This window comes from Phyllobacterium sp. CCNWLW109, assembly GCF_037203905.1.
Classification (GTDB): Bacteria; Pseudomonadota; Alphaproteobacteria; order Rhizobiales; family Rhizobiaceae; genus Phyllobacterium; species Phyllobacterium ifriqiyense.
Genome location: NZ_JBBCBK010000003.1, coordinates 665702 through 679220 on the forward strand (window position 1 = coordinate 665702; position 13519 = coordinate 679220).

Annotated in this window: 13 protein-coding genes and 1 tRNA gene; 11 read left to right on the top strand and 3 right to left on the bottom strand. The window is 53.6% G+C overall.

The features are described 5' to 3' along the window. Window positions 1–204 precede the first annotated feature (204 nt). A complete protein-coding gene (locus V9K92_RS13790) occupies window positions 205–492 on the top strand; it encodes a DUF6074 family protein (protein WP_115054314.1) in 288 nt (95 codons plus the stop codon). 66 nt (window positions 493–558) lie between these two features. Continuing rightward, the gene (locus V9K92_RS13795; RefSeq protein WP_337354237.1) at window positions 559–738 is read left to right on the top strand and encodes a hypothetical protein; all 180 of its coding nucleotides are present in this window, start codon (window positions 559–561) and stop codon (window positions 736–738) included. Between the two features lie 60 nt (window positions 739–798). Here V9K92_RS13795 and V9K92_RS13800 read toward each other — a convergent pair whose 3' ends face one another. Together V9K92_RS13800 and V9K92_RS13805 are read right to left on the bottom strand one after the other, a co-directional pair. After that, complete coding sequence (locus V9K92_RS13800; RefSeq protein WP_337354238.1) at window positions 799–2301, bottom strand: argininosuccinate lyase; 1503 nt, start codon at window positions 2299–2301, stop codon at window positions 799–801. Window positions 2302–2387: 86 nt separating this feature from the next. Then, window positions 2388–3722: a dicarboxylate/amino acid:cation symporter gene (locus V9K92_RS13805; RefSeq protein ID WP_115054311.1), complete on the bottom strand. Its 1335-nt coding sequence runs from the start codon at window positions 3720–3722 to the stop codon at window positions 2388–2390. Between the two features lie 235 nt (window positions 3723–3957). Here V9K92_RS13805 and V9K92_RS13810 point away from each other — a divergent pair, with 235 nt between their 5' ends. Beyond that, window positions 3958–5820 carry a sensor histidine kinase gene (locus tag V9K92_RS13810; RefSeq protein ID WP_443094466.1) on the top strand — a complete coding sequence of 621 codons (1863 nt, stop codon included), beginning with the start codon at window positions 3958–3960 and terminating at the stop codon, window positions 5818–5820. Between the two features lie 2 nt (window positions 5821–5822). Continuing rightward, the gene (locus tag V9K92_RS13815; RefSeq protein ID WP_337354240.1) at window positions 5823–7166 is read left to right on the top strand and encodes a sigma-54-dependent transcriptional regulator; all 1344 of its coding nucleotides are present in this window, start codon (window positions 5823–5825) and stop codon (window positions 7164–7166) included. Window positions 7167–7206: 40 nt separating this feature from the next. On the opposite strand, the gene V9K92_RS13820 is transcribed toward V9K92_RS13815, so the two are convergent. Further along, window positions 7207–7296, bottom strand: a tRNA-Ser gene (locus V9K92_RS13820). Window positions 7297–7623: 327 nt separating this feature from the next. Here V9K92_RS13820 and rplU point away from each other — a divergent pair. From rplU to V9K92_RS13855, 7 genes are all read left to right on the top strand, one after another. Then, on the top strand, window positions 7624–8100 hold the full coding sequence (gene rplU / locus V9K92_RS13825) for a 50S ribosomal protein L21 (RefSeq protein ID WP_008121909.1): 477 nt from the start codon (window positions 7624–7626) through the stop codon (window positions 8098–8100). Between the two features lie 24 nt (window positions 8101–8124). After that, entirely contained in the window at window positions 8125–8397 is a 273-nt protein-coding gene (gene rpmA, locus V9K92_RS13830) for a 50S ribosomal protein L27 (RefSeq protein ID WP_115054309.1), read from the top strand. Window positions 8398–8515: 118 nt separating this feature from the next. Then, entirely contained in the window at window positions 8516–9118 is a 603-nt protein-coding gene (locus V9K92_RS13835; RefSeq protein WP_337354241.1) for a GNAT family N-acetyltransferase, read from the top strand. Window positions 9119–9286: 168 nt separating this feature from the next. Then, window positions 9287–10321 (top strand): GTPase ObgE, encoded by a 1035-nt coding sequence (gene obgE, locus V9K92_RS13840; protein ID WP_115054307.1) that lies wholly within the window; start codon window positions 9287–9289, stop codon window positions 10319–10321. Window positions 10322–10329: 8 nt separating this feature from the next. Further along, on the top strand, window positions 10330–11526 hold the full coding sequence (gene proB, locus V9K92_RS13845) for a glutamate 5-kinase (RefSeq protein WP_307281033.1): 1197 nt from the start codon (window positions 10330–10332) through the stop codon (window positions 11524–11526). Window positions 11527–11529: 3 nt separating this feature from the next. Next, a complete protein-coding gene (locus V9K92_RS13850) occupies window positions 11530–12825 on the top strand; it encodes a glutamate-5-semialdehyde dehydrogenase (protein WP_337354242.1) in 1296 nt (431 codons plus the stop codon). A gap of 47 nt (window positions 12826–12872) precedes the next feature. Further along, on the top strand, window positions 12873–13469 hold the full coding sequence (locus V9K92_RS13855) for a nicotinate-nucleotide adenylyltransferase (protein ID WP_115054766.1): 597 nt from the start codon (window positions 12873–12875) through the stop codon (window positions 13467–13469). The last annotated feature ends 50 nt before the right edge of the window (window positions 13470–13519 follow it).

Consider the following 13519-nt stretch of genomic DNA (forward strand, 5'->3'; position numbering starts at 1 on the left):
CCTGCATGCCGTAACGGGCAAGATTCAGGAGGTGTTACGCACAAATCTGTTGCCCAATAAAGTGTGGTTAAATGTTACGTAACGTTTGAAAACATTGAATTTTTTGCTGAAAATTTATGCTGAACAAATTGTTAGGAACCTTGCTCGTATTCTTGCTCACGAATCAATGCAAACGCGGCAAATGCCGTCCGGGAATAAGCGAGCATGCAAAAAGTTAACCCTGCTACGAATTGCCAAATAATCCCTTTTCCGATGACGAAGAGACTAGCTACGGTTCGCGAAGTTGCGGCCACGCTGAAGGAAAAAAACGGTCGCCAAGCTGAAGCCTATCGAAACAAGGTCGCTGATGGCCTGTTCGAACATCTGGCTCGGATCGGCCTTTCCGAAGACGAGCAGGATGAAGAAGTCGGGGCGTTTTTCAGCGCGGTGGAGCTGGAAATGTTCCAGATGTACGATCCAAGCGGCATTTATGGAGACCGCTCCGTTTATTGACAAGGTGCGCCCGTCCCAGGGCGCTATACAATTTGCTTTTGGCCTTGCAATACATGAAAATGCTGCATGACAAGCGAACAGAGATGCTATGTGCACACCGACAAGAAAAGCGACGGCAAATGGTATTATGTCGTCGTTATCGATAGTGAGACAGGCGCCTTGATGGGGCCGCACGATACCGAAGACCAAGCTCTCGCTGCTGGCCAGAAAGATCTGGAAAATCTTAGTATCAATGATGATGAATAGCCCGTTTGCAGCCGGGCGAGCATTCCAAACTCGCCGGGCTCTATCTGTCAGCCAATGCTGTTAATTTGGGCTTGTGGAAAGCTTGTCGAAATCCTCATCCAGCCGTTTAAGCGCTGTGGTTACGACGCGCCGTCTGTCTGCGACCCAAGCTTCTTGCGAGGCGATTTTTTCTTTGGCCGTTTTGATCATCCGCGCCATTTCCTTGGGCTGCGGCCCGCCGCTAGTGGCTCGATTCCTAACGATTGCGACTGGGTCGAGCGTTGCTCGAAACTCTTCCTCGTTCATAGGGAGCTGGTCTGAAAAGCTCGATCCCTTGACAGCTTCCTTGTAGATTCGCTGCGCATCGGCATAGGGGAAGTCGAGTGGCTTGATATTTTGTGATTTGGCAAAATCCACGATCTCGGACGCAAAGTGATGCCCGACGCGGAAAGGCAGTTTATATTTGCGCATCAAAACATCCGCGAGTTCTTGCGAAGCAGTCCAGTCGCTGTTCAGCTCTTCAAGGGAACGGTTCGGGTCGATCACGAGCGAGCCGAGTATTTTTTCCCAGCCTTCCAGCGCTTTGATCGCGCTTTCGACAATTTCTGTGTTGGCATCCTCGTCTTTTGCATCCGGCATGCCGGGCGTAATGTTGTGCGCTTGGATAATGGGTCCCATAGCCAATGTCACTGCGGTGGAAGCAGCTTGCCTTGTGGAATTGAGAATTCCAGGATTGCGCTTCTGGGGCATCGCGCTGGACACATATGTGTTGCCTCCCCCTGTTTGCAGCAATATCCACGGGCGGGGCTGCGCATATTGCGTCATGATATCTTCAATGAACTGTCCGGTATGGAGTGCGATACTTGTAACGATCGCTCCAACTTCGACCGGTTCATCTACCGGGGATATTTGTGAGGCGTCATATGCATTGTCAACGACGCCACTGAAGCCGAGATAATCCGCCATTCGAGTTCGATTGAGTGGCCAGCTTGTGCCGTTCAGTACGGTGGTTCCCATCGGGCTTCTGTCAACACGGGCATAGGCTTCCCTGATACGCTGAGCATCTCGCTCCAGACCTGCTGCATGGCCAAGCAGGTAGTGTCCGAAACTATTGGGTTGCGCCGCGACGCCGTTGGTATAGTTGGGTACGATCGTATCGACGTGGCGCTCTGCAAGATCAACGAGGGCGCTTGTTGTTTTATCCAGCTGATGTGCAAGTCTTAGTAGATCATCCCGCATGATGGCGGCCCTGTAGGTCGAATGCATATCCTGGCTCGAACGCCCGGCATGGATTAACGTGACCTCCGGGCCTGCTGCTTCAATGAGCAAAGGCTCAAATGATATTACGGTTGAGGGCCGCTTTGCTCCAGGTTGAGCCCCATCTGCAAGGACCTTCTTCAGCCCGGCGGCGATCTTTGGCGTGAGGTCTTTGTCGAGCAATCCTTCGTCGGAATTGATAATGATCGTCGCCTTGTTGATCATGCCCAACCAGAAGAATTCGTCCCTCGGTGGTTGTTCTGCAGCGATTGCAACGCCGCTATGAACACTTGCAACCAATGTAAGTGCATAAAGAAGTGTTTTCATGATGCCTCCCAGCGCCTGCGGCGACACCAAAGGAAATGGCACACCGCAGGACTTTTATTACATGGACAAGAGATCAAACTGAATAATCAGTTTGCCAAGACCAGTGCTTCTTCTTCGGCCAGTTCGCCGTTAAGCGCCTGGGCCAGTTTGTCTTTGTCGAGCTCGCCTTCCCAACGCGCTACGACAATCGTTGCAACAGCATTGCCAACAAGGTTGGTCAAGGCACGGCATTCTGACATGAAGCGATCAATACCCAGGATTAGCGCCATGCCCGCAACGGGAACCGCCGGCACAACAGAAAGCGTCGCCGCAAGGGTAATAAAGCCGGCACCGGTGATACCGGCAGCGCCTTTGGAACTCAGCATGGCGACGAGCAAAAGCAGAATTTGATCCGACATGCTCAAATGGATGTTTGTTGCTTGAGCAATGAACAGGGCGGCCAGGGTCATATAAATGTTTGTGCCGTCCAGATTAAAAGAATAGCCGGTCGGGATAACGAGGCCGACCACGGACTTCTTGCAACCCGCTTTTTCCATCTTGGCCATAAGGGTTGGCAGCGCTGCTTCCGAAGAGCTGGTACCAAGCACCAGCAAGAGCTCTTCCTTGATGTAGCGGATCAGAGCCAAAATGGAAAAACCATTATACCAGGCAACCGCGCCGAGAATGACAAGCACGAACAGGAGTGATGTCAAATAGAATGTGCCGATCAACATGATCAAATTGGCGACAGACCCGATGCCATATTTCCCGATGGTGAACGCCATTGCTCCGAATGCGCCAATGGGCGCTGCCTTCATCAAGATGGCAACAAGTTTGAAGATCGGTGCCGAAAGCGTCAGAAGAAAGTTGGTGACTGGCTCGGCTTTCTCACCGACCATGGCAAGCGAAAGACCAAACAGCACCGAGAAGAACAGCACCTGCAGAATATCGCCGGATGCGAAAGCGCCGACGATCGTGGTCGGAATGATATTGTTCAGGAATCCAATGATGCTCTGCTCATGCGCCTGCTGCGTGTAGGTTGCAACCGCTTTTGGATCAAGCGAGGCAGGATCAATATTCATGCCTGCACCAGGTTGAACAACATTGGCAACGACCAGTCCGACGATCAAGGCAAGCGTCGAAAACGTCAGAAAGTAGATCATGGCCTTGCCAGCAACGCGGCCGACTTTCTTAAGATCGCTCATACCGGCAATGCCGGTGGATACGGTCAGAAAAATGACAGGGGCGATGATCATTTTTACCAGCTTGATGAAAGCATCGCCAAGCGGTTTCATACTGGTTCCAAGGTCAGGATAATAATGCCCAAGCGCGATGCCGATGGCGATTGCGACAAGTACCTGAAAATATAAATGGCTATAGATCGGAGCCTTTTTTGATGGCTGCAGGCCAGCATTGGCCGTGGTTAGTGTCACCGGACTCATGACTTCCTCCATGATGCGAGCCTCGTCTGACAGGACCAACCTGCTAGCCTCCCAGGCTCAATTACAGACGGACCGACCGTCTGCAGCCATGGAATGCAAATGGCGTGCCAGTTATTGGTAATTCTATAACTATTTGAAATTAATACATTTTTTTATTCATAAGCTTCGACTCCGCCTCAAATTGTGTGGTATGCCGCACAGATTCATTGTATTTTGTGCGGATATATGCACACCTATGTTCATGGATGATCATCCACAAAAGGCCTCTGAAATCCTCACCCCGACAGCGCGATCTGGTTGGGCCAGCAAGGCTGTTCTAGCCACCTTTGCTGTAATCATAATTTTTGCGGCGCTTTTCGTGGCGGGCAATATTGGCCGCGAACGCGGGTATCAGATCGTGATGGACCGTGCGAAAAGCACAGCTGAATTAAATGCAGTTCTCCTGCGCACCGTGCTCGAAAAGCAAAGAGCGGTTCCTTTTGTCCTGTCCCAAGACAGGGATGTTATGAGTGCGCTTTCCACTCGCAGCGAGAGCCAGCTCCAACGTCTCAATCATAAATTTGAAAGCCTTATCGATGGCACCGGATCTGCTGTAATTTACCTGCTTGATGCAAATGGACTGGCAATCGCTGCGAGCAACTGGAACGAGCCGATCAGTTTCGTCGGAACCAATTACAGTTTTCGGCCCTATTACACACGCGCCATCAGAAATGGCAGCGCAGAACATTACGCCCTTGGCACTGTCAGCAAGCGGCCGGGACTTTATATTTCAAAGCGCATTGATAGCCCGGCTGGACCACTAGGCGTCATTGTTGTCAAACTGGAGTTTGATGAAATCGAAGCGGACTGGCGCCGCAACAGCGATCCGACCTTGGTGGTTGATCAACGCGGTATCGTGCTGGTCACAAGCTTTCCCGACTGGCGTTTTATGACAGAAAGTGTCATCCCCGCCGAGCGAATGGGGCCGCTTCGCGAGAGTCTGCAATTTGGCGGCGCGCCATTGGAGCCGCTGGATATTTCTCCGCCCATGCCAACGGCGCAGCCGGATATTGTTCAAGCCAGGTTGCCGGGCGCCCCGTCCCGAAGAGAATTCGTACGGGTTCAAACCTCGGTTCCGACCACGAGTTGGAAATTGCAATCATTGACGCCTGCCGCACCAACGGTGACCGAGTCTGTCCGTACCGCTCAGTTGATTACACTGCTCTTTCTTGCTCCCTTGCTGGGTCTCACTGCTTTTATTCTTCGCCGGCGCGGACTGGCATTGCGCCGGGCGCACGAACAGGAAGTGGCGAGGGTTGAACTTGAGCGCCGTGTTGCTGCCCGCACTGCGGATTTGAGTGCGGCGCATGCCGAGCTGGTCATGCAGGCGGAAGAACGTCAAAAGACGGAAACAAAACTCCAGTCCGTCCAATTGGAGCTTGTGCAGGCGAACCGCCTGGCAATTCTCGGTCAGGTGACTGCAGGGGTGGCGCATGAGATTAACCAGCCTGTGGCGGCCATTCGATCCTATGCTGATAATGCGGCAACGTTTTTGGGGCGCAATCAGGTCGATTCCGCCAAAGACAATTTGAAGACTATTGCCGGGCTGACGGAACGCATCGGAAGCATCACCGACGAACTCAGGACCTTTTCCCGCAAAGGCACGGGAGATTCTGGGCCTGTCAGTGTCAGTGATATCATCGAAGGTGCGATGCTGCTTCTCGGAAGCAGATTTCGCCAGCGTGCCGGACAAATCCTGACTGAAATGCCTCCTCCCGAAGTGAAGGTCTATGGCAACCGCATCCGCCTCGAACAAGTTCTGATCAATCTCATGCAAAATGCGCTTGAAGCGACGGAAGGTGGACCCGCCAGCAAGATCAGCGTGCGCTGTTCCGTTGACCAAGAGGAACTGCGATTGATTGTTGCTGATAATGGTCCTGGAATACCCGATTCAATCATGCAGATGCTCTTTACACCCTTCAACACGTCCAAGGATCGGGGCCTGGGGCTTGGTCTGGTGATCTGCCATGACATTGTTGCGGAGTATGGGGGGCGCATCGAGGTTGAAAGCAGCTCTGCCGGGACCGAGTTTACCGTGCATCTGAAAAAGGTGGTCTGACCATGGATTCAAATCAAATTGCCTTTGTTGAAGATGATGACGACCTGCGTGCTGCAAATTGCCAGACGCTTGAACTGGCAGGCTTCAACGTGCAGCCATTTCCCAATGCAATGCTCGCTTTGCGATTCCTGACGCCGGACTTTCCGGGTGTTGTCGTGACCGATGTGAGGATGCCTCACATTGACGGGCTTGAGCTGTTTCGCCGTTTGCGTGAAATGGACTCCGATCTGCCCGTCATCCTTATAACCGGACATGGTGATATCGATATGGCTGTCGAGGCGATCCATAAGGGCGCCTATGATTTTATCGCCAAGCCCTATCCAGCCGATCGCCTTGTGCAAAGCATAATGCGAGCATTGGAGAAACGCCGGCTCGTCATGGAGAACCGCGAATTGCGTTTGGCGGTGGAAAACACCAATGAATCACTGCCGCTGATCGGTCAAACGCCCGTTATGCAAAACCTTCGAAAGACCCTGCGCCATGTGGCAGGTGCCGATGTCGACGTATTGATCGCCGGTGAAACAGGGACGGGGAAAGAGGTTGTTGCCGGACTTTTGCATGAATGGAGCAGGCGCAAACAGGGGAACTTCGTTGCGCTGAACTGCGGGGCTTTGCCGGAAACAGTCATAGAAAGCGAATTGTTTGGCCACGAAGCCGGAGCTTTCACGGGGGCACAAAAGAAGCGTGTTGGCCGCATTGAGCACTCTAGTGGCGGAACCTTGTTTCTCGATGAGATTGAGAGCATGCCTCTTTCAACGCAGGTAAAACTTCTACGCGTTTTGGAAAGCCGGGAAATTACACCGCTTGGCACCAACGAACACCGGCCCGTCGATTTGCGCGTGGTGGCCGCGGCCAAGGTTGACCTTGGGAGCGCCGACCAGCGCGTCAATTTTCGCGAGGATTTGTTCTACAGGCTCAATGTCGTGACTGTTTCAATTCCTCCGCTGCGTGAGCGGCGCGATGATATCATGCTTCTGTTTACCCATTTTCTGCATCGCGCTTCGGCAAGATTCAAAACAGATGTGCCAGAGATCACAGCCGCGCAGCGCTCCTATCTCATGCAGCATGACTGGCCCGGAAATGTGCGCGAGCTGGTGCATTTTGCCGAACGTGCTGCACTTGGTCTTGATGGTATTGAAACAACAAAATCAGATATTGAAAGCGACGGTTCAAGTTTGCCGCAAGCCATGGAACGATATGAGGCGCGGCTTATCCAGCAAGCATTGGCAGCAAATGGCGGGGATGTGCGCTCCACGATCCAGGCGCTCGGTATCCCGCGCAAAACCTTCTACGACAAGCTGCAGCGTCACGGGATTGACCGATCCGACTACGTCTCAGGCAAGTGATAAGTGAGCTCTCTGAACGCGCCTGCTGGCGCAATGTAAATGGCGGAGAGGGAGGGATTTGAACCCCCGATGGAGTTGCCCCCATGCCGCATTTCGAGTGCGGTGCTTTCAACCACTCAGCCACCTCTCCGCATATAGGGTCCACGTAAAGACCCGTATTTTTAGTGCTGCGATGCCCCAAAGGGCTTGGCTTGAGCGTGCGACGCGCTAGATAGCGGGCAAAGCGCGCAGATACAAGAGCAATTTTGCGTTAAATTTCTTGACTCCGCCTCGCTCCTGATCTTATAAGCGCGCAACGACTGGCGTGGGGGATTCTCCGCGCCGTTTGTTTTTGAATTCGGGTGCCTTCGTTCTTATGGATAAAAGTGCCTTTCGATCAATCTGTCACGACTGACAAAAAGACGGTTATTGCCGGGAAACTGGCAGAAAACCGAACCGAACGCCGAAAGGGCACAAAATGTTCGCAGTCATCAAGACCGGTGGTAAGCAGTATCGCGTTGCCGCCAATGACCTACTCAAGGTCGAAAAAGTTTCCGGCAATGCCGGCGATATCGTACAGTTCGCAGAAGTTCTGATGGTTGGCGTCGGTGCTGACGCAACAATCGGCGCTCCTGTAGTCAGCGGCGCGCTGGTCACAGCCGAAGTCGTTGAACAGGGCCGCGCACGCAAGGTTATTGCCTTCAAGAAGCGCCGTCGCCAGAATTCGAAGCGTACACGCGGTCATCGTCAGGAATTGACAACGATCCGTATCGCTGAGATTCTTACCGGTGGTGCCAAGCCTTCGAAGACTGCCGCTGAAAAGCCGGCCAACAAGAAGCCTGCAAAGGCTGAAGTTGCTGCTGCTGACGCGACAGAGACCAAAGCCGCCCCAAAGGCCAAAGCTGCGCCCAAGAAGGCTGCTGCCAAGGCTGAGAAGCCCGCTTCGGGCGAATAAGAACAGGTTTAAAGGAGCAATCCCATGGCACACAAAAAAGCTGGTGGTTCGTCACGCAACGGTCGTGATTCAGAATCAAAGCGCCTTGGCGTAAAGAAGTTCGGCGGCGAGCGCGTGCTTGCTGGCAACATTCTCGTTCGTCAACGCGGCACCAAATGGCACCCCGGTGTCAATGTTGGTCTTGGTAAGGACCACACTCTGTTTGCGCTTGAAGCAGGCACAGTTTCTTTCCGTACCAAAGCCAACGGCCGTAGTTTCGTGTCGATCGTCACCCCGATCGCCGAAGCAGCAGAATAGCCGGTCATGCTTGAAGCACCGGCGTCCCATCGGACCCGGTGAAAAATGGCAACCGCCAAAAGATCAAAGGGAGATGGGGCACTACCCGTCTCCCTTTTCGTATCTGGAGGAATGAAAAATGGTTGCTGATATACTTGAAGAAGATGATGAACGGCTTGATCTGATAGACTGTCCGGTTCTCGTTACGGACCGCCTTATCTTGCGGGCGCCTCATATTGAGGATGTGGACGCAATTGCCAATCTTGCCGATAATCTGCGCGTGGCAGAAATGCTGTCACGCATGCCGCACCCCTACACGAAAGCCCATGCGGTTGATTTCGTGCGCCGCGCCAATGCGGGCGAGATTGGCAAATGCGTCTATGCCATTACCCTTGCTCAAAATGGAACCTTCGTTGGTTGTTGCGGAATCAATTATCGACGTGGCGCCGGCAAGGATGAACTGGAAATAGGCTACTGGCTTGGCGAGCCGCATTGGGGCAAGGGTTATGCGACCGAAGCTGCTCATGCGCTGGTGGATCTGGTGTTCCGCGCAACGCAGGTCGAAAAGCTTTACGCTTCGTGCCGTGTGTCGAACATTGCATCGCGCCGGGTGCTCTATAAGAGCGGATTCCAGTATACGAATACGGGTATGATGGATTCCATCAATGCGGGCAATGTTCCAGTGGAGCGCTATATGCTCGATAGACGTACCTGGATTGGTCTTCGGAGTTGGACTTCCTAACGCCCTGGATGAAGTAAGATGGTGCTGGAGGTATTTTCGACCTCCAGCGCTGACAATAAAAACTCAACGCGCTGGTTCCCGAATGCTCAAACTGACGGGAACTGGCCAGTTTTATTCTCGCTGGAATTGCTGTATTGCCTGCAAGCGACACAAAAGGACTGAATTTCCATGAAGTTTCTCGATCAGGCGAAAGTCTATATCCGCTCCGGCGACGGTGGTGCCGGTTCGGTATCTTTTCGCCGTGAAAAATTCCTGGAATTTGGTGGCCCTGATGGCGGGGATGGAGGTCGCGGTGGCGATGTATGGGCCGAAGCCGTCGATGGCTTGAATACATTGATCGACTATCGCTATCAGCAGCATTTCAAGGCCAAGACAGGCATGCACGGCATGGGCCGGGACATGACCGGCGGTAAGGGCGCGGATGTCGTTTTGAAAGTGCCGGTCGGCACGCAGATTTTCGAAAATGACAATGAAACGCTGATCGTCGATTTCACGGTGGTGGGGCAGCGCTATCGTCTGGCCAAGGGCGGTAATGGCGGCTTTGGCAATGCGCATTTCAAAACCTCAACCAATCAGGCTCCACGACGTGCCAATCCCGGTCTAGAGGGTGAGGAGCGTAATCTTTGGCTCCGGCTTAAGCTCATTGCCGATGCTGGATTGCTGGGCAAGCCCAATGCGGGCAAGTCGACATTCCTTGCCAGTGTCACAGCTGCTAAACCCAAGATCGCTGACTACCCGTTTACAACGCTCCATCCCAATTTGGGGGTCGCGCGTGTTGACGCTCGCGAGTTTGTTATTGCCGATATTCCCGGTTTGATCGAAGGCGCTCATGAAGGTGTAGGGATCGGCGACCGGTTCCTTGGTCACGTGGAGAGGACACGTGTCCTTTTGCACCTGGTCTCAGCTCAGGAAGAAAATGTTGCCGAGGCCTACAAGACTGTGCGCAATGAATTGAAAGCCTATGGCGGAGGACTGGCGGAAAAGCTGGAAATCGTTGCCTTGAGCCAAATCGATACATTGGACGCCGCAGCACGCAAAAAGAAGATTGCCGCGCTGAAGAAAGCATCCGGTGTTGAGCCGATGCTCTTGTCTTCAGTCAGCCGCGAGGGCGTCGAGCAAGTCTTGCGGGCATTGTCAGCGATTATTCTTGAATCGCGAAAATCAGAAGCGCCTGTAGAGGTCGATAACCGCTACAAATATTGAGTATCGCAATGTCTGTGAAATCCACACAACACCGCAGTGATAATGAGCATGGCGCAGCGGGCGCTTCGCCAACGCTGCGGAACTATCGGCGTATTGTTGTGAAAATCGGTTCGGCATTGCTTGTCGACCGGACCAGCGGATTGAAGAGGCAGTGGCTGGAAAGCCTGGGCGCGGATGTTGCCGCGCTTGCCGCTTCAGGCGTGGAAGTGATGATCGTCTCATCGGGTGCCATCGCTCTTGGACGGAATGTGCTGGGTTTGCCAAAAGGCGCGTTGCGGCTGGAAGAAAGTCAAGCCGCCGCAGCAGCCGGACAGATCGAACTTGCCAAGGCCTATGCCGAGGTCCTGAGTGGTCACAGTTTGCGGGCAGGGCAAATCCTTCTTACGCTAGCTGATACGGAAGAGCGGCGCCGCTATCTTAATGCACGTGCGACTCTCAGCACATTGTTACGATTGAAGGCCGTGCCTGTGATCAATGAGAATGACACGGTTGCCACAACGGAAATCCGTTATGGCGACAATGACCGGCTTGCGGCGCGTGTTGCAACGATGATGAGCGCAGATTTGCTGATCCTGCTTTCGGATATTGATGGGCTCTATACGGCTCCGCCGCATCAGAACCCTGACGCGCAATTCATACCAATGGTTGAGGCGATTACGCCTGATATCGAAGCCATGGCGGGAGCCGCAGCTTCCGAATATTCGCGTGGCGGCATGAAAACCAAGCTTGATGCGGGCAAGATTGCAAATGCTGCGGGCACGGCGATGATCATAGCTTCGGGCACGCGGTTGAACCCGCTTGCGGCCATTGACGGTGGCGAACGCTCGACTTTATTCCGGGCAAGCACATCACCGGTAAATGCCTGGAAAACATGGATTTCCGGCAATCTGGAACCATCAGGCCGACTGGTGATCGACGATGGGGCTCTGGTGGCATTGAAATCAGGCAAATCGCTGCTGTCGGCAGGGGTTCGCGAGGTTTACGGACAATTCATGCGCGGTGATACTGTTGCCGTCGTGGGGCCCGATGGCAAAGAGGCGGCACGGGGGCTGATTGCCTATGATGCGGCAGATGCCGTAAAAATTGCTGGCCGCAAGACGAGCGAGATTGCGGAAATATTGGGTTATGATGCCCGCTCAGCGATGATACACCGCGATGATCTGGTGGTGCGCGCAGCAAAACAGCTTGCTGTTGCGAAGGAGTAGAACATGTTGACACGTACAGGTGCAAACACTCCAGAGGCTGAAGCCATAGTTGAATTGATGGCAGAGACAGGCCGCAAGGCACGAGCGGCCGCGCGTCCATTGGCTATAGCATCGCCGGAAGTCAAAACGGCTGCGCTCTTGGCAATGGCGGATTGCATTGAACGCCGCAAAGCGGAAATTCTTCAAGCCAACGAGCAGGATATGACCAATGGCGCAGCTGCGGGAATGACGCCTGCGCTGCTTGACCGGCTCAAGCTTGATGACAAACGGATCAGTGGTATCGCCGACAGTATCCGTGTCATTGCCGACTTGGCTGATCCTGTCGGTCAGGTTATTGCAGAGTGGGACCGCCCGAATGGTTTGCATATTGAGCGTGTCCGTACTCCGCTCGGCGTTATCGGCGTCATCTATGAAAGCAGACCGAATGTTACAGCGGATGCTGGAGCGCTGTGTTTAAAGTCCGGCAATGCCGTAATTTTGCGTGGCGGCTCGGATTCAGTGCATTCCTCACGGGCGATCCATGCGGCCCTTTCAGAGGGGTTGGAGTTGTCGGGTTTGCCGCGCGACGCAATCCAACTCGTATCGACAACCGATCGTAGCGCCGTTGGAGAGATGCTCAAAGGGCTTGATGGCAATCTCGACGTAATCATCCCACGTGGCGGAAAGAGCCTTGTTGCAAGAGTGCAGGCAGAGGCACGTGTTCCGGTTTTTGCGCATCTGGAGGGGCTCTGCCACGTCTATATTGATGGATCGGCCGACCTTAATCTGGCGCGCAAGATTGTTGTGAATGCTAAAATGCGCCGGACAGGCGTTTGCGGATCCGCGGAGACGCTTCTGGTCGACCGGCTTATTGCACCGACTTATCTCACGCCGCTATTGAATGATCTTGTTGAAGCGGGCTGCGAAATTCGCGGAGACGAGCAGGTGACCAAGCTTTACGGCAAAGCGAAAGTTGCGACGGAAGCGGATTGGTCAACTGAATATCTGGATGCGATCATTTCCGTGAAACTGGTCGATGGTATTGAGGGTGCGCTGGACCATATAAATCGCTATTCATCGCATCACACGGAAGCGGTCATCGCCGAAGATGAAAGTGTCGTGGAGCGGTTCTTCAATGAAATCGACTCAGCGATTCTGTTGCACAATGCATCGACGCAATTTGCCGATGGCGGTGAGTTCGGCATGGGTGCAGAAATCGGTATCGCCACCGGCAAGATGCATGCGCGGGGTCCTGTTGGAGTTGAACAACTGACTTCATTCAAATATCTCGTCCGCGGCACGGGTCAGATACGTCCGTGATATTTACACCGGCGAGTATCCCCGGCATTAGCGATGCGCATCTGCGTATGCCATTTGTTGAAAAGGGTATGGCTGTCGGCTTGTTCGGTGGATCGTTCAATCCCCCGCATGCGGGTCACGCGCTTGTTGCAGAAATCGCGATGCGCAGGCTCAAACTCGATCAGCTCTGGTGGATTGTCACGCCGGGAAATCCCCTGAAGGACAAGCGGGAACTAGCGCCGCTCTCCGATCGCCTGGAAAAATGTGAAGCGTTGATTCATGATCCCCGGGTGAAGGTCACGGCATTTGAAGCGGCTCACCACATTCGTTACACGGCGGATACGCTGGCTTTGATAAAACTGCGGAATCCCGGCGTGCATTTCGTATGGATAATGGGTGCGGATAGTCTGGCGGACTTTCATCATTGGCAGCGATGGCAGCAAATTGCCACGACATTTCCGATTGCCGTTATTGATCGCCCCGGATCAACGCTGGCATTTCTGTCGTCGCGCATGGCCAAGACATTTGATTACGCCCGTATCGACGAGGATGATGCGCCCATTCTCGCGCGAGCTCAAGCGCCGGCGTGGACGTTCATTCATGGGCCAAGGTCATTGCTTTCATCCACTGAAATACGCAATGGGAATATGAAAACAGGCGGCTAAAAGAACCTGTTGCGGGTTAGATCAAGATGACGTCTTGAAACTGCCATGCG